Source organism: Paenibacillus terricola (genome assembly GCF_014779765.1).
Lineage (GTDB): Bacteria > Bacillota > Bacilli > Paenibacillales > Paenibacillaceae > Paenibacillus_T > Paenibacillus_T terricola.
This window is the reverse complement of the sequence record NZ_JACXZA010000003.1, coordinates 693,168-718,672: the sequence shown is the minus strand read 5'-3', so window position 1 is coordinate 718,672 and position 25,505 is coordinate 693,168. Positions and strand designations below refer to the sequence as shown.

Annotated in this window: 20 protein-coding genes; 7 read left to right on the top strand and 13 right to left on the bottom strand. The window is 51.8% G+C overall.

The features are described from left to right. The first annotated feature begins 30 nt into the window (after window positions 1-30). Window positions 31-2,628 carry an S-layer homology domain-containing protein gene (locus H8B09_RS30515; protein WP_224753619.1) on the top strand — a complete coding sequence of 866 codons (2,598 nt, stop codon included), beginning with the start codon at window positions 31-33 and terminating at the stop codon, window positions 2,626-2,628. Between the two features lie 531 nt (window positions 2,629-3,159). Here the strand turns inward: H8B09_RS30515 and H8B09_RS15075 are convergent. After that, window positions 3,160-6,639 carry a glycoside hydrolase family 2 TIM barrel-domain containing protein gene (locus tag H8B09_RS15075; protein ID WP_191204326.1) on the bottom strand — a complete coding sequence of 1,160 codons (3,480 nt, stop codon included), beginning with the start codon at window positions 6,637-6,639 and terminating at the stop codon, window positions 3,160-3,162. A 248-nt stretch (window positions 6,640-6,887) separates the two neighbouring features. Between H8B09_RS15075 and H8B09_RS15070 the strand changes: the two genes are divergently transcribed. Then, window positions 6,888-7,691 carry an ABC transporter ATP-binding protein gene (locus tag H8B09_RS15070; protein WP_224753618.1) on the top strand — a complete coding sequence of 268 codons (804 nt, stop codon included), beginning with the start codon at window positions 6,888-6,890 and terminating at the stop codon, window positions 7,689-7,691. After that, complete coding sequence (locus H8B09_RS15065; protein WP_191204325.1) at window positions 7,681-9,000, top strand: ABC transporter permease; 1,320 nt, start codon at window positions 7,681-7,683, stop codon at window positions 8,998-9,000. Before H8B09_RS15070 ends, H8B09_RS15065 begins: the two co-directional genes overlap by 11 nt. 36 nt (window positions 9,001-9,036) lie before the next feature. Here the strand turns inward: H8B09_RS15065 and H8B09_RS15060 are convergent, their stop codons facing one another. The 8 genes from H8B09_RS15060 to H8B09_RS15025 form a co-directional block, all read right to left on the bottom strand. After that, complete coding sequence (locus tag H8B09_RS15060; RefSeq protein WP_191204324.1) at window positions 9,037-10,719, bottom strand: ABC1 kinase family protein; 1,683 nt, start codon at window positions 10,717-10,719, stop codon at window positions 9,037-9,039. Continuing rightward, a complete protein-coding gene (locus tag H8B09_RS15055) occupies window positions 10,716-11,099 on the bottom strand; it encodes a phasin family protein (RefSeq protein WP_191204323.1) in 384 nt (127 codons plus the stop codon). The genes H8B09_RS15060 and H8B09_RS15055 overlap by 4 nt, the downstream gene beginning before the upstream one ends. A 196-nt stretch (window positions 11,100-11,295) precedes the next feature. Then, the gene (locus H8B09_RS15050) at window positions 11,296-12,114 is read right to left on the bottom strand and encodes a DUF817 domain-containing protein (protein ID WP_224753617.1); all 819 of its coding nucleotides are present in this window, start codon (window positions 12,112-12,114) and stop codon (window positions 11,296-11,298) included. A 69-nt stretch (window positions 12,115-12,183) separates the two neighbouring features. Further along, complete coding sequence (locus H8B09_RS15045; protein WP_191204322.1) at window positions 12,184-12,585, bottom strand: GNAT family N-acetyltransferase; 402 nt, start codon at window positions 12,583-12,585, stop codon at window positions 12,184-12,186. A gap of 38 nt (window positions 12,586-12,623) precedes the next feature. After that, entirely contained in the window at window positions 12,624-13,361 is a 738-nt protein-coding gene (locus H8B09_RS15040; protein WP_191204321.1) for an SDR family NAD(P)-dependent oxidoreductase, read from the bottom strand. Between the two features lie 29 nt (window positions 13,362-13,390). Then, window positions 13,391-14,074 (bottom strand): HAD family hydrolase, encoded by a 684-nt coding sequence (locus H8B09_RS15035; RefSeq protein WP_191204320.1) that lies wholly within the window; start codon window positions 14,072-14,074, stop codon window positions 13,391-13,393. 67 nt (window positions 14,075-14,141) lie between these two features. Next, window positions 14,142-14,993, bottom strand: coding sequence for an HAD hydrolase family protein (locus H8B09_RS15030; RefSeq protein ID WP_191204319.1), 852 nt, complete (start codon window positions 14,991-14,993; stop codon window positions 14,142-14,144). Further along, window positions 14,990-15,625, bottom strand: coding sequence for a TetR/AcrR family transcriptional regulator (locus tag H8B09_RS15025; RefSeq protein ID WP_191204318.1), 636 nt, complete (start codon window positions 15,623-15,625; stop codon window positions 14,990-14,992). Before H8B09_RS15025 ends, H8B09_RS15030 begins: the two co-directional genes overlap by 4 nt. Window positions 15,626-15,805: 180 nt before the next feature. Here H8B09_RS15025 and H8B09_RS15020 point away from each other — a divergent pair, with 180 nt between their 5' ends. Continuing rightward, window positions 15,806-16,543 carry an SDR family NAD(P)-dependent oxidoreductase gene (locus H8B09_RS15020; RefSeq protein WP_191204317.1) on the top strand — a complete coding sequence of 246 codons (738 nt, stop codon included), beginning with the start codon at window positions 15,806-15,808 and terminating at the stop codon, window positions 16,541-16,543. 127 nt (window positions 16,544-16,670) lie between these two features. Here H8B09_RS15020 and H8B09_RS15015 read toward each other — a convergent pair whose 3' ends face one another. Beyond that, window positions 16,671-17,969, bottom strand: a complete 1,299-nt coding sequence (locus H8B09_RS15015; RefSeq protein ID WP_191204316.1) for an aminotransferase class I/II-fold pyridoxal phosphate-dependent enzyme — start codon at window positions 17,967-17,969, stop codon at window positions 16,671-16,673. Window positions 17,970-18,169: 200 nt separating this feature from the next. Between H8B09_RS15015 and H8B09_RS15010 the strand changes: the two genes are divergently transcribed. Beyond that, window positions 18,170-18,955, top strand: a complete 786-nt coding sequence (locus H8B09_RS15010; RefSeq protein WP_191204315.1) for a helix-turn-helix domain-containing protein — start codon at window positions 18,170-18,172, stop codon at window positions 18,953-18,955. A gap of 123 nt (window positions 18,956-19,078) precedes the next feature. Here the strand turns inward: H8B09_RS15010 and H8B09_RS15005 are convergent, their stop codons facing one another. Next, entirely contained in the window at window positions 19,079-19,906 is an 828-nt protein-coding gene (locus H8B09_RS15005) for a helix-turn-helix domain-containing protein (protein ID WP_191204314.1), read from the bottom strand. A 318-nt stretch (window positions 19,907-20,224) separates the two neighbouring features. Here H8B09_RS15005 and H8B09_RS15000 point away from each other — a divergent pair, with 318 nt between their 5' ends. Continuing rightward, on the top strand, window positions 20,225-22,222 hold the full coding sequence (locus H8B09_RS15000; RefSeq protein WP_191204313.1) for a beta-galactosidase: 1,998 nt from the start codon (window positions 20,225-20,227) through the stop codon (window positions 22,220-22,222). 151 nt (window positions 22,223-22,373) lie between these two features. On the opposite strand, the gene asd is transcribed toward H8B09_RS15000, so the two are convergent. Together asd and hisS are read right to left on the bottom strand one after the other, a co-directional pair. After that, window positions 22,374-23,162, bottom strand: coding sequence for an archaetidylserine decarboxylase (asd, locus tag H8B09_RS14995; RefSeq protein WP_191204312.1), 789 nt, complete (start codon window positions 23,160-23,162; stop codon window positions 22,374-22,376). A gap of 404 nt (window positions 23,163-23,566) precedes the next feature. Beyond that, the gene (gene hisS, locus H8B09_RS14990) at window positions 23,567-24,871 is read right to left on the bottom strand and encodes a histidine--tRNA ligase (RefSeq protein WP_224753616.1); all 1,305 of its coding nucleotides are present in this window, start codon (window positions 24,869-24,871) and stop codon (window positions 23,567-23,569) included. Window positions 24,872-25,194: 323 nt separating this feature from the next. On the opposite strand from hisS, the gene H8B09_RS14985 reads away from it, so the two are divergent. After that, a complete protein-coding gene (locus H8B09_RS14985) occupies window positions 25,195-25,494 on the top strand; it encodes a hypothetical protein (RefSeq protein ID WP_224753615.1) in 300 nt (99 codons plus the stop codon). The last annotated feature ends 11 nt before the right edge of the window (window positions 25,495-25,505 follow it).

Sequence of the window (25,505 nt, the reverse complement as noted above, 5' to 3'; positions counted from 1 at the left end):
TATCGCATATAGGAGAGGTGGCTTTTTACTATGCAAATATCCAAATTCAAAAAATTCGCAATTAGCACAATGGCGGCAGCAATTCTGTTAAGCGGAGCTTCATCTGCATTCGCAAAAGGGAATGACGACCATGATCACGATAAGAACAACGGCAAAGACGATAAGAAATCAAGCAGCAACGTAACGATCAATGTGAACTTCAAAGACGAAGAGGATCTGAAGTGGGCAACGGAATACATTATTCGCCTTGCTTCCAAAGGCATCGTGAACGGCTACTCCGACGGTACGTTCAAGCCGAACCAGAAGATCACTCGAATCGAAACGATCGTGGCAGCAGTTCGCTTGATGGGACTTCGCGAGCAGGCTGAATCGACTGCAGAGATGAACAGCAACTTGAACTTCAAGGATGCTGATCAACTGAAGAAGAAATATCCATGGGCTGTCGGCTATGTGGCGGTAGCACTCGAGAACGATCTTTTCGCAGAAACGGAAGATCAGATTCAACCAGAGAAACCGGCAACTCGCCTATGGTCGACAACGATCCTTGTGAAAGCTCTCAAGCTGGAAGCAGAAGCGAAGGCGAAGAGCAATACGAAGCTGTCGTTCAAGGATGCGAAGCAAATTCCTGCCGGCTCGGTCGGTTATGTACAAGTTGCACTCGAGAAGGGCATCATCACGGGTTATAACGACAATACATTCCGTCCGAATCAGCAAGTAACGCGTGCTGAGCTCGCTGCACTGCTCGATCGTACCGACAGCCAGCTGCCGAATCAAGACGATACGGCGGTAACAGGAACGCTGAAAGCATCTGTTTCGAACAACAGCCTCACCGTGGTGAAAGCAGATAAGACGGAGAAGTCGCTGTCGATCGATCCGAACGTATTTATTTTCCGCGATAACAAAAAAGCTGCACTTAGCGACCTGAAAGCAGGCGACGAGGTACTGGTGCGTACTTATAACGGCAAAGTCATTTTCGTCGAAGTAACGAAGATGGCAGAGGCGACAAATACATTGAACGATATTAAAGGTACGTTGAAATCAGCTGGGAACAACAGCATCGTTGTCGTGAAATCGGACAAATCAGAGAGCTCGCTGACGCTTGATACGAATGCTATTATTTACCGCGACAACAAGGTTGCAGCACTCGCTGACCTCAAAGCGGGCGACGAGGTGCTGGTACGTACGCTGAATGGTAAAGTTATCTTCATTCAGGTGACGAAATTGGCACAAACAACACCGACTGTTAGTGATTTTAAAGGCACGCTGAAAGCAGCAGCATCGAACAACAGCATTACTGTCGTAAAGTCGGACAAATCGGAAAGCACGCTGACGCTTGACACGAATGCAATTATTTACCGTGACAACAAGGTTGCGACGCTCGCTGACCTGAAAGCAGGCGACGAGGTTCAGGTACGTACGCTGAATGGTAAAGTTATTTTCATTCAGGTAACGAAGTTGGCGCAAACAACGCCGACAATTAGTGATTTTAAAGGCACTCTGAAAGCAGCAGCATCGAACAACAGCATCACTGTCGTAAAGTCGGACAAATCGGAAAGCACGTTGACGCTGGATTCCAGCGTTATCATTTACCGCGACAGCAAGACTGCGACACTCGCTGACCTCAAGGCAGGCGATGAGGTGCAGGTACGCACGTTCAACGGCAAAGTCATCTTCATCCAAGTGACGAAGCTCGCGTCTGATGCGGCGACGGTTACTGACGTGAAGGGTACGCTGAAAGCGGCAGCGTCGAACAACAGCATCACTGTGGTAAAATCGGATAAATCCGAAAGCACGCTGGCGGTTGACTCGAACGCTATCATCTATCGCGATAACAAGACGGTAACACTCGCTGACCTGAAAGCAGGCGACGAAGTACTGGTACGCACGATCAACGGTAAAGTTATTTTCATCCAAGTGACGAAGCTCGCTTCTGATGCGGCGACGGTTACTGACGTGAAGGGTACGCTGAAAGCGGCAGCATCGAACAACAGTATCACTGTGGTAAAATCGGATAAATCCGAAAGCACGTTGACGGTCGACTCGAACGCTATCATCTATCGCGATAACAAGACGGTAGCACTCGCTGACCTGAAAGCAGGCGACGAAGTGCTGGTACGTACGATTAACGGTAAAGTGATTCTTATCCAAGTGACGAAGCTGGCTTCCGACGCAGTGACGTTGGCTGATATTACGGGTACGCTGAAAGCATCCGCATCGGGCAACAGCATTGTTGTCGTGAAGTCGGATAAAACTGAAAGCACCGTGACATTCGATTCGAGCGTTGTCATTTATCGTGACGGCAAAACTGCAGCAATCACAGATCTGAAAGCAGGCGATGAGCTGCTGGTACGCACGATCAACGGCAAAGCGATCTTCATCCAAGTGACGAAGCTGGCTCCAGTCGGTACAACGATCGAAGCGGGCAACTTCAACTCCGTATCGCTGAACTCGCAAGGCAAAATCTCGACCATCTCGATCACGAGAACGGTTAACGGCTCGCTGCAAGCTTATATCTTCAACGTAGCTTCGGATGTTGTCATCTCCGGCGAAGCTTCCAAACTCGTAACTGGCCAATCGGTAGAACTCACCCTGGTCAACAATGTCGTCAAAGTCATCGTAATTAAATAATATATAGCACACAAAGAAACAAGCGCTGCTTAGCTGCGCTTGTTTCTTTGTGTTGGATGCAACCTTTACCAAACTTTTTCGTCTGATGATTTTAGCAAAGCAGCTTATTCACGCCTCACGTATCGGCCATAGACCAAATACGCTCGAACAAGAGTTGTGCCCCACAGGGGCACACGTCTCTCAGCACGCAGTATCTCTCATTCACCCAACGCATGGGTCTAGCCAAGCTCGAACAAAAGTTGTGCCCCACAGGGGCACACGTCTCCCGGCATGCAGCAGCTCTCATTCACCCAACGTATGGGTCTAGCCAAGCTCGAACAAAAGTTGTGCCCCAAGGGGCACGCGACCCCACGCACGCAGTATCTTCACCGCTCCTCAGTCCCTCCACCATCCCCTTCCGGGGTCCAGGGGTTGGAAACCCATGGGGCCCTCCCTTGCAGGGAGGGTTTGGGTGGGTAGAACGATTGAAATTGTTAATTGAATTGATCTTTTAAATTTTAAAGAAAAAAGGGGTCATAGGGGCCGCCCCTATCACGCACGGAAGTGCAGCCACTGGAAGTCAAACTGACTGCCCGGCAGGAACACGAACGTAACCGTCTGCTTGCCTGTAATCCGCTCCAGCGTATATTCCCGCTCGCAGCGATCTTCCGAGTAGCCGAATTCAATCAGCTGCTTCGATTCGCCCTGTTCCCCAGCAAACATCACATGAATCGTGTTGTTATCGATTGGCGAGCGTCCGCAAATAACCAGCTTCGTGCTTCCTTTCTCACCGAAGTCCATATCTTCAAAGACAAGCGAGACGTTGTTGCCGATATTATCGATCGAATCGTCCGAGAGTGTGAACGTATCGCCATAGATATGATTGTTTTCTAATGCAGCCAGACGTGCGAATGCTTTCTCGATACGTGTGAACTGGAACCCTTTGAGATGGATTTTGCGGTGCAGCACGAAAGTAATCGAGCGTACCCCGCTTAATCTCTTCGGCAGCTTGTAGGTCTCCTCCTGATATACATTCCAATGAGTTGGCTTCTGATACGTTAGCTGGGTCAGGAGCTCGGCATTGGCCTCTCCCGGTATGCCATCCCACATATCGATCGTAAATTTCTCGCTGTCGAGCGAGAAGATCGGCAGCGTCACTTCATCCGATCCGTAACTGCCGAAGTCGACGTTCTCGAAGCAGATCCAGCTTTCTCCGTCACGTGAAGATGCCATACCGCGTTCATTGCCATTCGTCAGGTTGCGGCTGGCTGTGCTGCAATAACCGGCGGAGACGAATTCATAAGGGTTCATGAATGCCTGGCCTAATCCGTTGATCTGGAACTGCATGAGCGAATACAGGCGAATGGAATCTGCTCCGTTAGCTGTACCGCAGCGAACATAGAACTCGCCGTCTCCGAGAGCTGTGATGACAGCCTGCTGACCATCTGCTGCAAGGGTAGCGAAGTTGCAGTCGATTCCGCCTGCATTCGTAATCCGCCACTGCACGTCCGGGTAGGTCGCATTGCTCGGATGAAGAACGACCTGCAGAGGCAGGGAACGCACTTCGGGAGACAATTGATTGCCTTGCGGGCAAATGATCTCCAGCTTGCGCACCGGCACTTCATCGTCCTCGAGGGACGCTGGTCCACGAACGCCTGCATCCGTATGTGCGGAGGAGTAAGCGTAAAGCGTCAACTCACTGCCTGAAGCATCTGCCTGTGTCACTGGGGCAGCGGACTGCAGCGTAATGGTATTCGCGACGAGACCTTTAGCCTCCGCTCGAACGGTAATCGTGCCGCTCTCTAACGTGCTTGCGACGACGGCAAGCAGCTTGCCGCTGAACAGCTTTCTATTGCTGCCCTTATATTGTTCGTAATCGGTGCTGTCGCCATTATCGAGACCAACCAGACGACCGGCGCCTTCTACCGTCACGTGAATGCGGTTGTTGGCATTCTGAACCGGAACACCGTTCTTATCCAACGTCGAAATTTCGATAAATACGAGATCGGAGCCATCCGCCGCCAATGTAGTCTTGTCGACAGACAAGGCTATGGAAGCCGCGTCGCCGAAGGACGATTGGATATCGGTTGCAATTGGCGTCCCGTTCTCATCGTAAGCCACTGCACGCAGTTCTCCCGCGGTATATGGAATCTGCCAGTTGCCGACCAACTGCTTGCCATGCATATGATCAATATCGAATGTGCCTTGCGATACATCATTGAAGAACAACTCGATCTTCGGCGCATTCGAACAGACGCGGATGTCGATCAACTGGCCTTCGGAGAAATCCCAATAAGGGAAAATATGAACCATTGGCTTGCTCTTATAATCGGTCCATTCCGCCTGATAGACGTAGAAGGCATCCTTCTTGAAGCCAGCCGTGTCGAGTTGGCCGAAATACGAATTCTTCGTATGGTAAGGCGTAGGCTCTCCAATATAGTCGAAGCCTGTCCATAGAAATTGACCAAGCGAATACGCTGCATCCCGATCCGATATAATGCAGGCTTCCGTGCTTCTCGCACCCCAACTGGTCGAACTGTTGCCGAGAGAGGAGCACTGTTCGTCATCGTCGGACAACATCGACTGATTAAGCGGGAAGTGATAGATGCCGCGGCTTTGCACGGTCGAGCAAGTCTCGCTGCCATAGATAATCCAGTCAGGATGCTGCTCATGATGGACGTCGTAATATTTTTCCCCATAGTTATAACCGGCGAACTTGACGATGTCGGCGCAATGCTGGGCGTTCTCCCATGGCATGTAGTTGGAACCAATCGTGACGACAGCATTGCCGCGCGGATCGTGGAGCAGCACTTCGTCCATCAGCTCCCGCGTTAATGTTTGTCCACGTTCGTCGGCATGCGTATCATAAATTTCGTTGCCAATGCTCCACATGAGCATGCTTGGGTGGTTGCGGTCTCTGCGTACCCAGCTGGCGATGTCCTTCTTCCACCACTCCGGATAAAATCTCGCGTAATCGTACGTCGTTTTCTTACGCTCCCACATATCGAAAGCTTCCGATACGATCAGCACGCCCATCGCATCGGCCAATTCCATCAGCTCGACCGCAGGCATATTGTGAGCGGTACGGATGGCGTTTACGCCCATTTCTTGCAACAGCTCGATCTGTCTTCTTAGTGCAGCACGGTTGACCGCAGCGCCAAGGCAGCCGAGGTCATGGTGCTGGCACACGCCGTTCAGCTTCAGATGGCGGCCGTTAAGGAAGAAGCCCTGCTGACTATCGAAGCCGAACGTCCGGAAGCCGAAGTTGTACAGCTGCGAATCGACAGCGACGCCGTCAACGATCAGTTCCGTTTGCAGCTTGTACACATAAGGGTTATCGATATCCCATAAGACAGGACTAGAGTATGTGAAGCGGCTTGGGGTATGAACCGTTGAATCAGCTTCAGCAAGTACATCCGTTTCTTCTTCGTGTACAAGCGAGCCGGATGCATCCAGCAAGCGATGGCGCAGCTTGATCGCTGACGCAGAATCGAGACCTGCTGCGAATACCGCTTCTGTGTCGACATCTACGAGCCAGCCATTGTCTTGCTGCACGGCGCTAATATAGACGCCATCTGCCGCAATATGGTGCTCGGCATACGTTTTGAGCCATACCGAACGATAAATGCCTGCCCCGGAATACCATCTTGAGTTCGGTGACTCATGCGTAACTTGAACATGAATGTCGTTTACGCCCAGCTGGATGAATGGCGTAATATCGATTTCGAAAGTCGAGTAGCCGTATTTCCACGTTCCCGCGAACCGTCCGTTAACATAATAGTTCGAGTTCATGTATACGCCTTCGAAACGGAGCGTTGTCTTGTGGCCCCGGTTCAGTTCATCGATCATTAACGATTTGTTGTACCAGCCATCTCCGTCTGCATACAGATCATTCGCGTCATAAATGAGCCAATCATGAGGCAGCGTCACATGCTCCCATTCGAAGCCGCCGGCATTTATCGCGTCCAGCGTCGTGCCTACGGGATGAAGAGAAAAGCGCCAGTCATTGTTGAACTTTATATCCGTACTCATTCCAATCAAGCTCCTTTGCTTATTGTGAAGATAGGCAGGCGAGTAGCAGTCCATCATATTGAAAGGTTAATATATCCTTTAGATCATCGCATCGCGGGGGGCAAAAAGCAATCCAACGTTGGTAACATATCAACAATCGCTGCTCACGGCCTAGCAGAAAGGAACGGTCAAGCGAAAACAGCGGCTGCCCGTTTCCGTTTCCTCCCTATTTTCAGGTATAATGAAGGCAATAGTTAGGGGGAGATCGGATGAATCAGGATTCGAAGCATATGAATCGTACAGGACAAGGCCCAGCACTTGAAGTAACGGAGCTCGTGGGCGGCTACAGCCCAAGGCGGCCTGTGCTGCACAACCTTACGTTCGATGTCCGACCGGGCGAGATCGTAGGGCTAATCGGATTGAATGGCGCGGGCAAAAGTACGGCGATCAAGCACATTCTAGGCTTGATGCAGCCGCATTCCGGTGAAGTGAAGGTGAACGGCACGAAGCTGGATGCCGATCCCGAGCGATACCGCGGCTCTATTGCCTATGTACCCGAGTCGCCTGTTCTGTTCGATGAGCTGACAGTAGATGAGCATCTCCGGCTGACAGGGATGGCATATGGCGTAGAGGCGAACGCATTCAACGGCAGGATGGAGCAGCTGCTGGATGAGTTTCATATGCGGGCGAAACGGAGCGCTTTCGCTGAGCATCTGTCCAAAGGCATGAAGCAGAAAGTAATGATTATGAATGCGCTGCTGGCAGATCCGCCGCTGTTCATCATTGACGAGCCATTCCTTGGACTGGACCCGCTTGGCATCCGTTCGCTGCTGGATCGGCTAGTCGAAGTGAAGAATGCGGGTGCTGCAGTGCTTATGAGCTCGCATATCCTGTCCACCGTCGAAACGTATTGCGATCGGTACATTGTGCTGCATCACGGTCGGATCGCTGCCCAGGGTAAGCTCGATGACGTGCTGCGGGCAGCTGACATGACGAGCGGATCGCTGGACGAAGCGTTCTTCCGGCTCGTATCGGAGACGGCGGGCGGCGGAGGGATGAGCAATGGCCGATAGGACGGAGAGGACGACAACGGGCAGCTCGCATCGCGATCGTGAACGAGAGATGCAGCCGTATGTGAATCGGTTCGAGCCGGATCGGCTATGGTCCACGCGCGCTGCCGCGTTTCGCGGTGAGCTGAAGCCCTACGTTGGGTATATGGCGCAAAGCGGCTTCCCAGGCGTTATGCTGCTGATGCTTATCGTAGCTACGATCGGCTATGCAGCGCTTGTGCGGAATTTGCCGCCGCATTTTCCCGTTACAGCATTTGGTGTTGTACTTGTCATCGGCTTCACCTGCTGGAGTCCGCTTCGGACTTGGCTGAAGCCGGCGGATACCGTCTTCCTGCTGCCGCGGGAGATGGAGATGCATCAATACTTAAGGCGTTCGTTCCGTTATACGGGCATCGCGACGTTGATCGGCGTCTGGTTTACGCTGTTAGCTTATTGGCCAATGTACAAGCTCGGAGAAGGCACTGCGAACGCATTCGTCCTTCTACTTGCCCTTACTGCACTGAAAGCCGGGAATATAGCGGGTGCATGGCAGGAGCGTAGAACGGCTGAAGCAGGGATGAGACGTTCGCTTCGGTTTATCCGATGGGCACTGACTGCGGTGACACTGGCAGCGTTGTTTCGGTTTGCACCATGGAAGGCGGTACTGTTCGGTTTGCTGGTCGCTGCGCTTATGGCGGCCGTTTATCGGCTTCCGCGGAAGCATGCGCTGCCATGGGATACGCTTATTCGGGAAGAGGGACGTACGCGGCGCCGTTATTATCGGTTTCTTGCGTTGTTCATTGATGTGCCGACACAAGCGCCTCGTATTGCCAGAAGGGGCTATGCGGGTTGGATCGGTAAGACCATCCGCTTCGCACAGAGCGAAACATACGTTTATTTATATACGATGACGTTGCTTCGTACAGAGCTTGGCGGGATGCTGATTAGGCTGACCCTACTTGGCATGCTCGTCCTCTATTGGTTCGGCGATGCAGTATGGCTTGACGGATGGGGAGCTTCGATCGTGTTTGTTCTGCTTGCGGGAATTATCGGGCTGCAGCTTGGTTCGCTGCGGCAATCGCACAAATACGCGGTATGGGGCCATCTGTATCCACTGCCTGCTCAGCGGAGGATTGATTCGCTGGCTTCGGTGGATCGCATCGCATACATCATTTGTACGATACTGATGTGGCTGCCAGGAGGCATCGCGCTTGCCGTCCATGGCAGTGTGCTGCAGGCATTAGCTGCGCCTGCAGCAGCGCTGCTGTATGGCGTGCTGCGACGGCCAAGCGCCGTTCGCCGCAAAGCGTTGAAGGATGATGAGGAAGACTGACGCGGGATCGGATCCAGATGGGCTGCGTGCATATATTCAGAACCGTCCCGAACGGAAGATAGCGAATAATAGAAACAGGAACATGAAGGCTGCGATGCCGAAGCCGATCTCGATGACTGGGAAATGCCAGATGATCGACGATTGGCGTCCGAGCGACGAGCCGATAATGAGCCCGACCATAATAATGCTGAACGACAGCAGCACAATACTGAACGAGAGGCGGTTGCCGACACGGTCAATTTTGCGCAGGAACGGTTCAAGCTCCGGTATCGACATTTCGGTCCGGAGCTTTCCTTTGCGCACAAGACTGGATACATCGCGCAATGTCTCCGGCAGATCGGCCAACAGGTCGGCATATTCGGTCACATGCTCAACCGCATGCTCCGCGAACGAGCGCGGGTTCAGCCGGTCGAGAAATAGGCGGCGTCCAAATGGCTCAGCTACGCTGATAATGCTGAAATCAGGGTCCAGCGATGACACGACGCCTTCAAGTGTCAGCATGGTTTTGCCCAATAGCATGAAGTCGGATGGAATGCGGATGCGGTGCATATAGGCAACGGAGAACAGTTCGCTGACCGATTCGCCAAGACTGATGCGGCTGAGCGGCACGTCGTAATATTTGTCACGCAGAATATCGATGTCATCCCGAAGCCGACGCATGTCGATATCGGCAGGGAGCACGCCAAGCGCCTCAATGGCGCGTATGATGCCGCTTGTGCTGTTGCGCCGCATCGCGATTAGGAGCGAACCGAAGTTCGTCTTCATCGTCGACGACATTCGGCCAACCATGCCGAAGTCGAGCAGGCCAATGGCGCCGTTAGGCTCGACTAACAGGTTGCCGGGATGCGGATCGGCGTGGAACAGCCCCTCCTCAAAAATCTGATGAAACATCGCATTCGTAATTCGCTCTGCAATTCGTTTGGGCGTAATGCCCATCTCCTGCAAGGCTTCATGATCGGTTATTTTGACCCCGTTGATCAGTTCCATCGTCAATACGCGGCGGCTTGAGTAATCCCAATAAATCATCGGAATGTGGATCGAATGGTCACGCTCGAATGACTTGGTCATTCGTTCCGCATTGCGTCCTTCAATGGTGTAGTCCAGTTCGGCTCGCAGCGATTGCGCCAGCTCCGATATGCGTTCGCGCAGCTGATAGCTGGCAGCCCACTCGAGCCGATTCTCGGCAATGCGAGACAGGTTGTCGAGAATTTCGAGATCGGTCTCGATCTGCTCTTGAATGTTAGGACGCTGGATCTTCACGGCGACGGCGCGTCCGTCCGGCAGTCTTGCCAGGTGAACCTGTCCGATAGAGGCTGCGGCTACTGGCGTTTTCTCGAAGCGTGCGAATAGCTCGTCAACCGGGGCGCCAAGCTCGGCTTCTATCACGGCAGCGGCTTCGTGATAAGGAATAGGAGGAACGCTGTCCTGCAGCTTGATAAGCTCTTCGATAATATCGGCCGGAAGCAGATCGGGCCGGGTGCTGGCAATCTGCCCGAATTTCACGAAGGTCGGCCCAAGCTCCTCCAGAAACAACCGAATCCGCTCGCCGGTTGATTTGCCTTTATGCTCCCGGTCATCATCGGAGCGGAAGGACGATAAAGGGAATCGGTCCGCAAGTCCCAGCTCCTTCACGAGGAAGCCAAAGCCGTTGCGGACGAAAGCCTTCGCAATATCGCGGTACCGCTGCAGATGACGGATGCGGCGGTTAATGCTAATCATTCGTAGGTTGCAGGCGCGGCAGGGTCGGTATCATCAGAGCAAGAAACAGAGGATTTGGAAGCGCCTGATGAGTCTGTGGATTCAAGGGCTTCTACCCGGCGTTCAAGTTCACTGATGCGCTCTTTGAGCGCTACATATTCATCTCTCGTAGTCAGATTCGCATCATGCAGCGCTGCGCGCACGTACGTTTTGATCCGGGCATCGATCGAAGCCTGCCATTCCTGGCCTTTGCGTATAAGATCATCAACAAGCTGCTTCGACTCCGATTGATTGACATCGCCCTTCTTCACAAGATCATCGACGAACTTCTCTGCTTGCTCCTTGGTTGCAATTGCTGCTCCAAGTCCGAGCGAAACGGCTTTATTAACCCAATCCATCATATTAGCCATCCTCCTTGAATTGTAGGAATTTGGTACTTCCAACGCGGATGAACCTCGTTCAACTTAACGGTGCGACGGCCGACTTTCAGGATGATTTTAGCACAAACGTTTATTTACCATCAAATGGTGAGCAACACTTGAAGGAGATCCAATAGGACCGAGCGAGCCGCCTCAGTCCTAGTTTTCCCAATATGAGTTAACTGATTAAATCCGAACGTTTGCCCGAGTTGCTCAGCGTTTCCTTGAGCCGCTTCAGCTCAACGACGATGATGACCGAGATTATGATAAGCAGAAACCAAGAGCCGATTTTGCCCCAATGGACGACGTGCCACGCAGCCTCTTGATTCGGGTACTTCCACACCTTCAAGTAGGTGGAGATGTTCTCGGCAATCCAGATGAAGAATCCGATCAGCAAATAAGAGACGATCATTGGCATCTTATAAGTGCGGGTTCCGACAGTGAAAGAGACGACTGCCCGACCGAATACCGGCAGCAGCGCGAGCATGAGAACGTATCGGATATCGTAGATGTAATGATTGGTGAAGAAGTTCAAGTAAATCGCAGCGGACAATCCGATCGATAGAACCGGAGGCGGCCAACCCGAGATTGTAAGCTTGAACCGTCGCCATGCCTGGCATACGTAGCTCGCCACACTCGCATACATGAAGCCGCTGTAGATCGGAACGCCGCCGAATTTGAGCCAGCCTTCCGCAGGATACGACCATGACCCGATATGTACCTTGTACAGCTCCAAGGCGAGACCGATCAAGTGGAACACAATAATAACTTTGAGCTCATCGATCGTTTCCAGCTTCGTGCGGATGAGAACCCATTGCATGATGACGCACACCAGCAGAAGGAAGTCATACCGCGGGATGAAAGGCAGCTCCACGAAGTGCGTAAACGCCATCGCTGCGAAGATTACGACTGCAAACATACACGACAGCGCCTGATTCCATCCGAAACGAATGAGCTGAAGGAACCTTCCTTGCATAGAGCTTGCATTGGTTAGCATAGATGCCGCTCCCTCATTATGAGTAGATGACACGCGGGTGCTCTTAGCACTCTATGCTTTCTTTCACCACTATTTGACTCGCGGAATCACATAAGCTTTGTCGGACAGCGTAAAGCCGATCTTCGGATAGTATTCCATGGCGCCAGGTGCCGAGATAAGAATAAGGGAACACAACTCGCCGATCACTTGACGCACCTCGTCGACGAGCTTAGAGCCGATGCCGTGCTTCTGATAGTCGCCGTCAACGGCTAGATCCGACAGGTAGCAGCAGTAGGCATAATCGGTGATGGCACGCGCAATGCCAACTAGCCGATCGCCGTCCCAAGCGGACACTGTAATGTCCGCATTATCCAACATCGTCTGAAGACGAGGCAGATCGTGAATCGGACGTTTCATGCCTGAGCGTTCGAACAGCTGCGACAGCTGTTCGGCGGTTACGTTGTTCGTCGTCGAGTACGTAATGGTTGTCATTGTGCAATTCCTCCATGCCGGGCAGGATGTTTGAACATTTATTCAATAATGATATGATCGCTGGTTCCGTTAGAGAAAATAACTTCAGAGACGATACGCTCCGCTACATATCTCGGACTGCGAAGCTGGCTGTTCTGTTCGGCGAGTGCGAAGAAGCCCCGCATCGGGTGGTCATTGGCGTCACTTCTAGCGACCGCTTGCATGGAGGTATCCACCATGCCCGGATCAACCGATACGGCGCGCAGTCGCCCGTGGATGGCTTCTTCCGCCTGAACACATTGACTGAACATATTCAAGGCTGCTTTCGCAGAGCAGTAGACGCTCATGCCAGGTGCAGGATAGCTGCCCGAGCCAGAAGAAATATTGACGATTAATCGTTCAATGGAGTATCCGTTCGTCAGGTTGATTAAAGCGCTTGTGAGCATAATCGGTGTCATGAGATTGAGATGCAGAGCATGCGACAGCTGGGCGGAGCTTAGGTGGTCGATGGTGTCGAGTGGCGTTACCGTTGCCGCATTGTTGATCAGAGTAATCGATTCAGCGCTCAATCGGTCGATAATAACAAGCAGCTGTTCGGCAAGCGTGGCGATCTGCTCCGAGCGGGTAAGATCAAAGGGAAGCCAGTCGTACCGATACCCATGCTCATGGGCGAAGGAAGACAACGATTCGTTAGGTGTGCGGGATATGCCGATGACATGATGATCGTGACCGAGCAGCTGCAGCGCAAGCTCCTCACCGATTCCTCTAGAAGATCCAGTTACGATGTAATAGCGCATAGCTATGAGCTCCTCCCCAATACTCATGATTATCCACGCAGCGATTCATACAATTCGATCAACTCGTGCAGCGAACGTACCGTGTGCGCGGGCTTGACCTCATGTTCTTCATTCCATATCTTGTCTTGCGACAGCCAGATCGGCGTAATGCCAACAGCGGCAGAACCCCGAACATCGTTCACCGGATGGTCCCCGACATACCAAGCTTCCTCAGGACGAACTTCAAGCGCCCCCAAGCATTGTTCGAAAATAGCGCCGTCCGGTTTCTTAACGCCTACCGCACCAGAAATGTACGTGGCATGAAAGTAACGTCCGATCGCTAGGGTATCGATTTTTGCACGCTGCACCTGTTCCCTGCCGTTCGTAATCAGTCCAATCTTCAACCCCTGGCGGTGAAAGTAGTCCAGTGTGTTATGCAGGTTGTCCATCGGTTCCGATAGCTTCGGAAAATGCTCCTGCCAGAACGCGGAATGCTCCGCTTCTGTCGGTGGATCGGTCCACTTCAATTCCTCAACGAGCATGTGGTACAGCTCGTCCTTCGCCCGATAACCGTTGTTATCGAGGCTGCAGAATACGGCGTGAAGCTGATCTGGGTCGTGTTCTCGATCGTTCCAATAATGCTGGATCCACAGCTCTAAGAAACGGTCTCGCGTGCGCGTTCTATCCGCCAGTGTCTCGTCTAAATCGAATATAATTGCTCGAAGATCAGCCATTATTTTCGCCCCTTTTTTGCACAATTGAAACGATGAATGATTGCAAACTATGTAATTCCCTAAGCTACTACTGCTCGCCGCTGCTGTCTCGCAAGTCTGCTTCAATCACGCGCGCGACGCCATCTTCATCGTTGCTGCCGATCACCTCGGATGCCATCAGCTTCAGCTCGGGATGAGCGCCTGATACAGCAAGACGCCGGCCTGCGCGTTTGAACATCCCGATATCGTTCAAGTTATCGCCGAATACGGTCACATCCTCTGGCTGGCATCCGACCTGCTCGCACCAGAGCTTGAGCCCGTGCTCTTTATTCGCGAGAGGGTGAGAGATTTCGAGGAAATAATGATCTTGAATATAATTGTCGAGCATGAAGTGAAGATGAACAGCTGGACCATAACGGTCAGCAATGGCACGGAACAGCGGCTCAAGTTCCTCGCGTCGTCCGATATAGGTAACGATCATCGTCCGATAGGTGGGAGGGCAGGTTAGAATCTCCACCTCTGCGAAGCGAGGATCGCCTGGACGGCTGGCGTAAAATTCGGTATCGCCATAACGCGACAACTTCTCGTGCAATACTCGTTCGTTATCATTCTCGTCGAGCCCGAACAGGAAAGGCATCAGACTCATGGAACGGCCAAGTTCGATCACTTCATTCGAGACATCGGCATCGAGCCAATGCCCACCCAGCACCTTGCCTGTTGTTGGGTCAAGCAGCATGCTGCCGTTGTATAAGACAACGGGGTAGCGCCAACCGATCTGCGGGGTGACCGCCTTCGAGCTGCGATAGCTGCGAGCCGTCGCGTAGCTGATGACGGTACCTTGCTCCAATGCTTCCGTCAGCGTGCGAGCCGTAAAGTCGGATAATGTGGCACTGGACTGCAGCAGTGTGCCGTCTAAGTCGGTCAGGTAATAGCGAGTCATGATAGAGGTGGTCCTCCTTCTGGACGAATCTTTTTCCCTACAAACTTAATGGAATGCATATGGGTCCGGGTCAAATCGATTACGGCTCGGATGAACGCTTCCTGCGATTCCCTGAAGTCTTGGCGGATCCAATTGATAATCAGGCCATAGAAGCCATAGGCGGTATATTGCTTGAAGTAATCCATGTTGACAGGCATATTGTTGATCGTCTCGAACACGAATTGCTCATTATAGATGTTCTGGATCGTCCGAGGCAGCTCCGTATGCAGTCCCGGCAACGTGTCGTCGTATTTGATCAGCTCGAAGAAATCACGGTGGTTATAGATGTAGGCGACAATATTGAAGGATGGCGCATTCAGCTTCGAAGTGTAGACGGTCTGGCCCTGTTCGTAGGGAACGCCTACAGATGCCTCCAGCCCTTCAAGCATCGTCTTGAGCAGCTCTTCGGCTAGATCAATCTTGTCCTGGTAATGAACATAGAACGTGCTGCGATTATAGGCCGCGGTATCTACGATGTCTTTGACGGAGATCGCGTGATAGCCTTTCTCCTTAATAAGCTTAATGAGGGCGGATTTGAAATGCTCACGGGTTCGATTGCGTCTCGCCGTTATAGAATGAATTTCGTCGATCATCGTAAAAAATCCTCCGAATAAAGACATAATTGCTCGAAGTGTCTACGAGTTGGACATTACGAACAAGGCTGATGATTGTTAATCAGGGTCAGAAGAGTACAATTAATTTGTGAACAAATTAGCACAATATAAGATCGCTTGTATCGTGCTATTCAAAATATTGTACTGGAGGAATTTACAATGGGCAAACTTCAAGGCAAAGTCGCAGTCATTACGGGTGGCGCTTCTGGTATCGGTGCTGCTACGGCACGACTATTCGTATCGGAAGGAGCGAAAGTCGTTCTCGTTGACTTAAATGAAGAGAAAGGCAAAGCGTTCGAGCAAGAGTTGAAAGCAAGCAATGCTGAGGCGCTGTTCGTAAAAGCCAACATTACAAGCGAAGAAGAGGTCGCCGATATTTTCAAACAAACGATTGAAGCTTTCGGCAAAGTGGATGTCGTATTCAATAACGCAGGAATCGGCCGCGTGCATTCCTCGCATGATCTCGAATATTCCGAATGGCGCAACACGGTTAACGTTGACCTCGACGGCGTATTCCTCGTGGCGCGCGAAGCGATCCGCGAAATGCTCAAAGCAGGCGGCGGCTCGATCGTCAACACGGCATCGATGTACGGCTGGGTCGGTTCACCGGGCTCGGCTGCTTACAATGCGGCCAAAGGCGGCGTCATCAACCTGACTCGTTCGCTTGCGCTTGAATATGCGGAGCACAATATTCGTGTCAACGCGCTGTGCCCAGGCTTTATCGATACGCCGATCATTCCTGAAGAAAGCAAACAAGTGCTGGCTTCGCTCACGCCAATGAAACGTCTTGGCCAAGCAGAAGAGATGGCGAAAGCGGTTCTGTTCATGGCTTCCGACGATTCTACCTTCATGACGGGCAATACGCTTACGGTTGACGGCGGCTACACGGCCCAATAATACTGATATGAGAGTGGCAGCCTTGGACTCTGATTGCAGGGTCCGGGGCTGTTTTTTGTGCTGTCTGCTGTGTAAAAAAGCCTCCCGAAACCGTATGAATAAGGTTCGGGAGGCTTTCGATTCATTATTATCCGTTAATCAGGTCCGTTACGGCTTTGTAGATCGTATCGAACAGTTCTTCCAGATCGCCTTCTTCGATGCATGAGAATGCGACGCGAAGGTCGGTCTCGCCAAGAGCGATCGTACCGACGCCGTATTCAGCGAGCAGGCGTTGGCGAACCGCTTCCGCGGAAACCTTCGTCAGCTTCAGGCACATGAAGTAGCCGGAGTTGAATTGGTAGTAATCCCACACGTCGCCGTAGCGGCCGCTGTCGAGCAGCTCTTTCACACGGTTAGCGCGGCTCTTCATGATCGCATATTTCTCAGCTTTCTGCTCTTCGAACTCAGGCGCTTGCAGCGCGCGAAGAACGAAAGTCTGCGAAGGATGCGGACCGCTGGAAATCGTCGAGCGAATGATGCCAAGCGTCTTCTGCTCAAGGGCAGCAAGCGCTGCTTCCGATTGAGATGCGTACGTAATGAAGCCTACGCGGAAGCCCCAGACGTATTCTTCCTTCGTTGCGCCATCAACTTTCACGGCAAGCACGCGGTCGTGCAGGGCAGCAAGCTTGCCGAACAGCGACTCGTGCAGAGAGTCTTCGAAGAACAGGCCGAAGTAAGCATCGTCTGCGACAGCTACAACATTGATGCCGGCTTCTGCAGCGTCGCGGATAGCAGCAACGATGGCTTCGCCTTCCGCTGGACCCGGCGTGTAGCCTGTAGGGTTATTCGGGAAGTTCAGAATAACGATCGCTTTACCTTTATCCTTCTGCGCGAACAGCGCTTCGCGGAGGCCGGCAGCATTAAATTGATTGTCGCTATTGTACAGCTCATATTCAACGATCGCTGCGCCGCGGCGCACGCCGAATGTCAGCTCATAGTTTTCCCAGTTTTTGTTCGGAATAATGACCGCGTCACCCGCATCGGCGAACAGATCGGCAACGATGCTGAGGCCGTGTGTCAGCGCATTCGTTACGACCGGCATACCGAAGCCTTTGCCTTCAACCGAAGGGTTCTCCTTGATCATCTTCGCGCGCCAAGCCGAACGCAGCTCTGGCTTACCTGCAGGTGGCGCATATTCATAAATGTCCTTCGGATCATACGCAGACAACGTGTCTTGAATGACCTTCAAGTGCATCGGTTGACCGTTCTCGATTGCAATCCCGATCGTTGCGTTGAATTTCTTCGCCTTCGCTTTCGCCTCAGCGGATTGGCTCAGAATGCCGACCTTCGGGAAGTAAATGCCCTTACCTAAGTTGGACAACATCGAATAGACATGGGGAGTTTCACGCTCCAGCGTTTCGTTCAATTGCTGAGCTAGTGGGTTCATGCTTAATTCCATCCTTCCGAACAATGGGTTCAATATTGGTTCAATGCAAAAGTTTTAAAGTTTTACTGCAAATGTAACCTGGCGATGTTAGCTATCGAGTGATATTATAACATTTTTTAAATATAAGGGGTCATTTTCATTGTAAAAAAAATTCTAGTGAGGTATGATGACCCCAAATGGACCTAAGATGGAGGGACGCTATGCTGGACGTGCCATCATCATCATTCGTACTGCTCTCGTATTTTGCCAAAATTTCTTGCGAACCAGCATGGAAATGGGCTCGTCGAGAGAAGCCGATGGCGAATTATGACCTATTTTATGTGTGGAGCGGTGAAGGTGAGCTTGAACTTAATGGCGCTGTATATGAGATTGGCGCCGGAAGCTGCTTTTTATTCCGTCCAGGCGACTATACAAGCGCCACGCATAATCCGCAGAAGCCGCTAGTACTCACGTATATTCATTTTGATGTAAGTGAGCCGACCGCATACGTACCGAATCGGTATCGCGTGTTCGATGAAACGGTTGACTTCGAGTATTTGCTCTCTCGTTATGTTCGGCTGTTCCTCGTCAAGACATTCGCTGCCGAGGAAGAGGCCAAGCTGCTCTTGAAGCAAATGATGATTCATTTGCTGCGCACTGACCAAGAGCCGACGATCGAGAAGCGCGGAAGCAATCAGCTGACTGAAGTAATTCATGAAATTGCCAACTATATTCGCCAGCATCCGGGCGTTCCGCATCGCGTCGAGGATTTGGCGAAGCGGGCGCAGCTGTCGCCGCGTTATTTTTCAATAAAATTCAAAGAATATATCGGGCAGTCCGTACAGTCGTATATGATCAGTACTCGGATTGACCGTGCACAGCATTTGCTTGCGCATGCGGGAATGAACGTAACAGAGGTGGCTGATGCGCTCGGTTACCGCGATATTTTCTTCTTCAGCAGGCAGTTTAAGCAATATACGGGACGCAATCCATCGGAGATCCGCTGATGGAGCCCTGTATTAGGGATTGGAATTGGATACCTAGGAAAGAATAAAGCAGTCTATCCTCCGTGGAGGGCAGACTGCTTTTTGCGTTTATTTCTGAACTTCTTCTAGCGGATGAAGGAATTGTTATCGCAAGCCATTCAATCGCTGAAATAAGGAGGGTGTTATTCCTTCCAAGCTTTTGAACACTGAGCTGTAATAACCCGGATTATCAAATCCAACGCATCTGGCTACTTCTTGAATTGACAGGCTTTTGTGCTCGAACATAAGCGTCTTGCTCTTGTTGATGCGAACATGATTTAAATACTCAATCGGACGTTTTCCGTGCACTTTCTTGAACAGATTGCAGAGATGCTGGAGAGAAATATCGAGAACAGCGGCCAATTGCTCCAAAGTAATAACTTCGGCGTAGTGCTGTTCCATATATTCGACCACACGTTGCAATCTAATGCTTTGTTGCTCGGTGGATTCTGTATGAAAGGTAATGAATCGATTGATATCCATCAATAGACTATAAGCGATCTTGGCACATTCCAGTCCGGCCCAGTGCTGCCCCGTACGGACAATCGTACATGCTGTTCTTATATGAGAGAGCGTCACATCACTGTTTGACAGCGTGTAGCTGCCGGATCGTGTCATTCCGGCAAGTCTCGCCATGTTTTCGACTGCGAATCCTCCGAATACCATCCAATGCGTCTCCCAATGCTCTTCGCTCGTCGCATAGTATTCGTGAGGCTCATTGGGATATAACAGCATCCCTTGGCCGATGCCCACATCAAATTGAGTTCCCCCGACAATAAGTCTACCTTTGCCGGAGACACATTGAATCCATTGAAAATAAGGAAAGCTATCATCTCGGCTGATTGGATCTTGGTGGATTGCACCTGTAAAGCACATGTAGACCGGAAGATCCAGCACTTTGGGACTGAGCATAGGATAATAGGCTAACCGCATAGTGTTCTCCTTGTAAGAAGATTCCAATCCAATATTCTAACAATAATGAAGGCTGTTTGTTTAACTCCGATTCTACTCTTATCATAACATACTGCTAGGAAAGCACTTCAAATGAACATTAATATTGTTGTATTTCATTTAATATTGTTGGATTTACACCTCTTAGAATCAACAGTATTCTGAAGGTGTATGAATGTTCTTGGTTGATTTGATGAGCTGAAAGATATATAAGCTTCGAAGGTATGGATCGTTGTTTCTTAAATATTAGGAAATGGGCGAATCAACGAGTGGATACGTTTTCGCAGGAGGAAATATAGGATGAAAATTGGCGTGGTTTATTACCCCGAGCATTGGGATCGCTCTATGTGGGAGCAGGATGCGCAGTTAATGAAAGAGTCAGGTGCACGCGTCGTACGCGTTGCGGAATTTGCTTGGAGCCGGCTGGAGCCGAAGGAAGGCGTGTTTCAGTTCGATTGGCTTGATGAAGCCATCGATTTGTTCCATCGTTATGGACTTGAGGTCGTAATTGGCACGCCGACCATGACTCCGCCGGTGTGGCTGACGACGAATTATCCGGATGTGCTGCCGATCGATGCGCAGGGTCATCCGCAGCAGGCGGGCGTGAGGGGGCACCGTTGTTATAACAGCCCTTCGATGCGAAGAAGCACGACGGCGATTGTTCAGAAGCTGGCTGAACGTTATGGGAATCATCCTGCGGTGATCGGGTGGCAGACGGACAATGAGTTCATGTTGAATCTATGCCACTGCGAAGCTTGCACACGTAAGTTCCGGGAGCGGCTCATGTTGCAATTCAATGGCGATCTGGATCTACTGAATCGGGAGTGGGGGACCGTCGTCTGGAGCGGCGAGTACAGCGATTGGTCGCAGGTGCGGACGCCGATCGGCGGATCTCCTCATCAGAATCCATCGCTGTTGCTGGAGTTCCGACGGTTTCAGAACGACTCGATCATCGAGTTTCAGCAGCTGCAGGTCGATATCCTCCGTCGATTATGCCCTGATCATTTCATCACGCATAATACGTGGTCGGCGCCGATACCGCTTGACAATCCACGGTTGTACGAGCCGCTCGATTTTGCTTCCTTCGACTATTATCCGAACACGAGTCCGGATAAAATCGAGACGAATCCTTACAGCGGCGCGCTGCTTCTCGACCGGGTGCGCGGCTTCAAACGCCGCAATTATTGGATCATGGAGCAGCTTAGCGGACCGCCGGGCGCATGGATGCCGATGTGGCGTGCGCCGTATCCTGGCTTTATCCGCGCTTTCTCGTGGCAGAGCTTCGCCCGCGGGGCGGATGCAGTCGTTCATTTTCGTTGGCGGAGCGGGACGGTTGGGGCTGAACAGTTCTGGCACGGACTGATCGATCACAGCAATGTGCCGGGCAGAAGGTTTGCGGAGTTCACCCAATTGACAGAGGAAGTGAACCGGGTGGCACCGCTGCTCGAAGGAACAAGCGTACGAAGCGAAGCAGCGATTCTTTATTCGCATGAGCATCATTCGGCATTCCAGTTGCAGCCGCAGTCTGAAGGATTTGACTATTATGAGAACCTGAAACCGATCCATCGCGCGTTTGTAAAACAAGGGATTGGCGTTGATGTGATCGATTGGCGGGAATCGCTTGCTGCGTACAAGTTGGTCGTGGCGCCAGCGCTTTATCTGCTTGATGAAGCGACAGCGGAATCGCTGAAGCAGTATGCAGCCGGCGGCGGTACATTGGTGCTGTCAGCACGTACCGGGGTGAAGAACGAGAACAACATTTGCTGGATGCAGCCGCTGCCTGGTCCCTTGGCTGATGCTGCTGGCGTAGTCGTGAAAGAATATGATCCTGTTGGTAACGACGCTCAGTCATTAGTTGCTGCTGACGGGACAGTATACCAGTGTTCGCAATGGTGCGATCTGCTGGAGCCATCAACGGCAGAGGTGTTGGCGAGATATGGCGATAGTGGAACAGGCTTCTACGGGGGGACGCCGGCAGTAACGTCGAATCGTTACGGTGAAGGTACGGTCATCTATGTCGGGACTGTTCCCGAGGAAGTATATTGGTCCGACCTGCTGACAGGCCTATCCTATCAGTGCGGCCTCGATCGATGGCCCGACTTACCGGAGGGCGTTCAGGTAACGGCACGCGAGAGCGAGGACGGGCGCAAGGTATGGTTCGTCTTGAACCTGAGTCGCGAGCCGAAGCAATTGCAGTTGCCTATGACGATGCTCAGCCTGCTTGACCATCAGAAGGTTATTGGGGTCGTTGAGCTTGAGCCGTATGGTGTCGCGCTGTTGCAGTTGATGGAAGGATAGAAGTAGAAGTATTCTATACGTCGATTGGCAGCAGTGCGTCGACGGGCACAATAGGAGCGAAAAAGCACCAATAACTAACCGAAAGTGTACGACTGCAATAAATTAAACAGCCCGCGCCCCCTGCGTGATACAGGGGGCGCGGGCTATTCCGTTATTCGCTGCGAAGCGAGCCAAGCCGCTCGCCCATCTTGACGCGCAGTCCGACTGCGAGGTCGGAGCGCGGGATGAATGTGTCGTCCTCCATGAGTAGGACGACGGTCGAACCAAATTCGAAGTAGGCGAGCTCGGCGCCTTTCTCGGCTTGCCGCGTTTGCGGCTCCGTATAGCGTATGCTGCTCACATTGAGCGCGCCGACCTTCACGACAGCCGTCTCGCCGACGCTGTGCCTTATGTATGTAACCAGCCGTTCATTACGGCTCAGTACCCGGCGCATGTGACGAAGTCCGAACTCGTTCACCGGATACACTTTGCCCGGAATATAATCGCGTTCCTCAATCGTTCCGTCAACCGGAACGTGGATGCGGTGATAGTCGGTTGGGCTTAAGTAAAGGACGGCATAATAACCGTTCTTATAATTCTCGGTCCTTGGCGACTGATTAAGCAGTTCGTCAATGGTATAGTCTTGTCCTTTTACGTTGACGATCGTGCCTGCATCAATAGGTCCAGCGCCGGTAACAAGCGCGTCGACGGGACTGACGACGACCGTAGAATCGGAGTCGATCATACGCATGCCAGGCTTCAGCCGGCGGGTGAAAAACTCGTTTAATGTATTGTAGTCCTTCAAAGGTTTCTCGGCTTCCTCCACCCGGATGCCGTACATACGGGCAAAACGCGGAATAAACCTGCGGCTCGCTGAAGATTGGGCGAAGCTGCCGGTCAGCCGGGAAATCGATTTGCGGGAAGTCAATTCGGTCATGGCGCGAAACAACCAAATCCACATGCCGGTCCCTTCACGTCCTTTCTATAAGTGCGAGTTCAAAAAGTTCGGTTTTCGTCCGCCGAGAAGATTGCGAGAACCTGAACAGCTTATGCTTACGTAGCGGTTATTTGCTCGCAGGATGTAACGCCCCAAGAAACGCAAATAACTTCAGGAGGAACGGAGTGTAGGCAAAACCTACATGAGTACAAGGTTTCCAGCGGAAACCTACATCGGAAGCATAATCTCCGGACTCCGAAGGTGAACGCGATCTTCGATGTCGAATAGGCTTCCTGAGTCACTTCGTGATCAAAAGCGGACTTTTTGAACAACCTCTATGCACTCTGCTGCGATAATCTCCGATTAGTGTGACATATCCGCGTCGACAAATCAATACAAATCGACGCGGTGCATCACACGTGCCCAGCTCACAGCAGCACTTGCTCCATCCGATAGATCGCTTCTTCGACAGCCAGCCGCTCCTCTGTTCTCGCAGCCATATCTTTTAATTGCACGGTATCTGATTGTGCCTCGTCCTCACCGATAAGAACAGCGAATCTGGAGCCTGCCGACGCCGCCGAAGCAAGTGCTTTGCCAACCTTGCGGCCCGCAGGCGACAGCTTTGTTCGTATACCGCATGAACGAATCGCTTCTGTGACTCTCATCGCGTCAGCGATTGTACTGCCAATCGGGACAACGATGACAGGAGCAGTCTCAATCGGAGCAAGCCGTTCGCGCACGATCTCCATCATCGGCTCAAGCCCGAACGAGAAGCCGACCGCCCGATATTGAATGTCAGGATTGCCTGCCAGCTGTCCGATGATGGCATCATATCTGCCGCCTCCGCCAAGGCTGGACGTATAGCTGCCGCTCGCATCGAAAGCCTCATAGACGGTACCCGTGTAGAAGGATAAGCCACGAGACAGCGACGGATCGAATCGGCATATGGATGATAAGCCAACGGAGTCCAGCAGCGACAGCAGTGATCGCACTTCGCGTGCGCCAGGCATATCGCCAATGTTGCATGCAGTGCAGAGCCGTTCGAATGCCACTGAACTTTCTTTATCTTGCAGATCATCCGTGATGGCGGCAAGAACGGTATCAGCGGCAGTTGGGGTGACACCTTTCTCAAGGAGCTCGGCGCGGACGGCGTCTCGGCCGATCTTAGCTATTTTGTCTAGCGTTAACATGACGGTTAGTGATAGGTCTTCTGCAATGCCAGCGGCAATCAGCCATTCTGCAAGAAAACGACGGTTGTTCCACCGCAGCACGACAGGAATGCCGAGTTGTTCGTATACACGCGCGGCAAGCAGCAGCAGCTCCGCTTCAGCCTCTGGGCCGGCAATGCCTACTGCATCAACATCGCATTGCGTAAATTCACGCAGACGGCCTCGCTTTACAGGACCATCACGGAACACTTTGCCGAACTCGTAGCGCCGAAAAGGCATCGGAAGTCCAGCTTCTGCGGCTGTCAGCTTAGCGAACGGAACGGTAAGATCGTACCGCAGACCAAGCTCACGCTGCCCCCGGTCGCTGAGCGTGTACATTTCCTGTACAATTTCATCGCCGCCGGAATACTTCGCGGTTAACAGTTCCTTCTCGTTCAATATCGCCGTTTCGACCTCTTCGTAATCATACAGCGCGAACAGTTCCTCCATCCGGCGGATCATTCGACTCCGCTGTGCCTGCTCTACTCCGTAATAATCGACGGTACCCTTCACATTGTTCATCATGCGTTTTCCCCTTCTTCCGCAATATAAAATAAAAAACGCGCTGGACCTCTGGTCCCGCGCGCTTGTATGCGGCAGGGAGGCCAACGCGAGAAGCGTTAGCCCTCCCTGAAAATTTACAGGAGTGCTAACGCTGACTGAAATGATGAAATTGAATCGAAAGAAGCAATTGTGTACTCATGGCGAAGATTCCCTTCCATACGTTTGAATACGATTGTAGTTCATTGATGCTGACGATGCAACCGTTAAGTGTATCGTTGTTTAACGAAATTCGTTTGCGTCGATGATGAATACAAGATCAATTACGAATGGAGCGAGATTCGAATATGGAATGGATCATTGGAATAAGTCTAGCAATTGCAACGGTTGTTCTCATAAGCTGTTTCGTCAGATGGACGGCAGTAAGACGGTTGGCAGATGGCTTGGCGTCATTTGCACTAATTTGCGCGGGATCTGCTGTTAGTAGCACCATTCTGCGCGTCATCCGCGACGATACGGTCTATATGACGGAGGTGCACAGCGTATTGTTGAATCCAGCCTTTCTAATAGGAGGCGGTTACTTGCTTCTCTATGCAACGGCCCGTCTCGGTGCGAATGCCTTCTTGTCCAGTCGCGGCAGCAGGTAATCAGAAGCCTT

What these genes read in the sequence shown, in the direction of transcription:
- H8B09_RS30515 (WP_224753619.1), top strand. Translation starts at nt 31, where the DNA reads ATGCAAATATCCAAATTCAAAAAATTCGCAATTAGCACAATGGCGGCA.
- H8B09_RS15075 (WP_191204326.1), bottom strand. Translation starts at nt 6,639, where the DNA reads ATGAGTACGGATATAAAGTTCAACAATGACTGGCGCTTTTCTCTTCAT.
- H8B09_RS15070 (WP_224753618.1), top strand. Translation starts at nt 6,888, where the DNA reads ATGAATCAGGATTCGAAGCATATGAATCGTACAGGACAAGGCCCAGCA.
- H8B09_RS15065 (WP_191204325.1), top strand. Translation starts at nt 7,681, where the DNA reads ATGGCCGATAGGACGGAGAGGACGACAACGGGCAGCTCGCATCGCGAT.
- H8B09_RS15060 (WP_191204324.1), bottom strand. Translation starts at nt 10,719, where the DNA reads ATGATTAGCATTAACCGCCGCATCCGTCATCTGCAGCGGTACCGCGAT.
- H8B09_RS15055 (WP_191204323.1), bottom strand. Translation starts at nt 11,099, where the DNA reads ATGATGGATTGGGTTAATAAAGCCGTTTCGCTCGGACTTGGAGCAGCA.
- H8B09_RS15050 (WP_224753617.1), bottom strand. Translation starts at nt 12,114, where the DNA reads ATGCTAACCAATGCAAGCTCTATGCAAGGAAGGTTCCTTCAGCTCATT.
- H8B09_RS15045 (WP_191204322.1), bottom strand. Translation starts at nt 12,585, where the DNA reads ATGACAACCATTACGTACTCGACGACGAACAACGTAACCGCCGAACAG.
- H8B09_RS15040 (WP_191204321.1), bottom strand. Translation starts at nt 13,361, where the DNA reads ATGCGCTATTACATCGTAACTGGATCTTCTAGAGGAATCGGTGAGGAG.
- H8B09_RS15035 (WP_191204320.1), bottom strand. Translation starts at nt 14,074, where the DNA reads ATGGCTGATCTTCGAGCAATTATATTCGATTTAGACGAGACACTGGCG.
- H8B09_RS15030 (WP_191204319.1), bottom strand. Translation starts at nt 14,993, where the DNA reads ATGACTCGCTATTACCTGACCGACTTAGACGGCACACTGCTGCAGTCC.
- H8B09_RS15025 (WP_191204318.1), bottom strand. Translation starts at nt 15,625, where the DNA reads ATGATCGACGAAATTCATTCTATAACGGCGAGACGCAATCGAACCCGT.
- H8B09_RS15020 (WP_191204317.1), top strand. Translation starts at nt 15,806, where the DNA reads ATGGGCAAACTTCAAGGCAAAGTCGCAGTCATTACGGGTGGCGCTTCT.
- H8B09_RS15015 (WP_191204316.1), bottom strand. Translation starts at nt 17,969, where the DNA reads ATGAACCCACTAGCTCAGCAATTGAACGAAACGCTGGAGCGTGAAACT.
- H8B09_RS15010 (WP_191204315.1), top strand. Translation starts at nt 18,170, where the DNA reads ATGCTGGACGTGCCATCATCATCATTCGTACTGCTCTCGTATTTTGCC.
- H8B09_RS15005 (WP_191204314.1), bottom strand. Translation starts at nt 19,906, where the DNA reads ATGCGGTTAGCCTATTATCCTATGCTCAGTCCCAAAGTGCTGGATCTT.
- H8B09_RS15000 (WP_191204313.1), top strand. Translation starts at nt 20,225, where the DNA reads ATGAAAATTGGCGTGGTTTATTACCCCGAGCATTGGGATCGCTCTATG.
- asd (WP_191204312.1), bottom strand. Translation starts at nt 23,162, where the DNA reads ATGTGGATTTGGTTGTTTCGCGCCATGACCGAATTGACTTCCCGCAAA.
- hisS (WP_224753616.1), bottom strand. Translation starts at nt 24,871, where the DNA reads ATGATGAACAATGTGAAGGGTACCGTCGATTATTACGGAGTAGAGCAG.
- H8B09_RS14985 (WP_224753615.1), top strand. Translation starts at nt 25,195, where the DNA reads ATGGAATGGATCATTGGAATAAGTCTAGCAATTGCAACGGTTGTTCTC.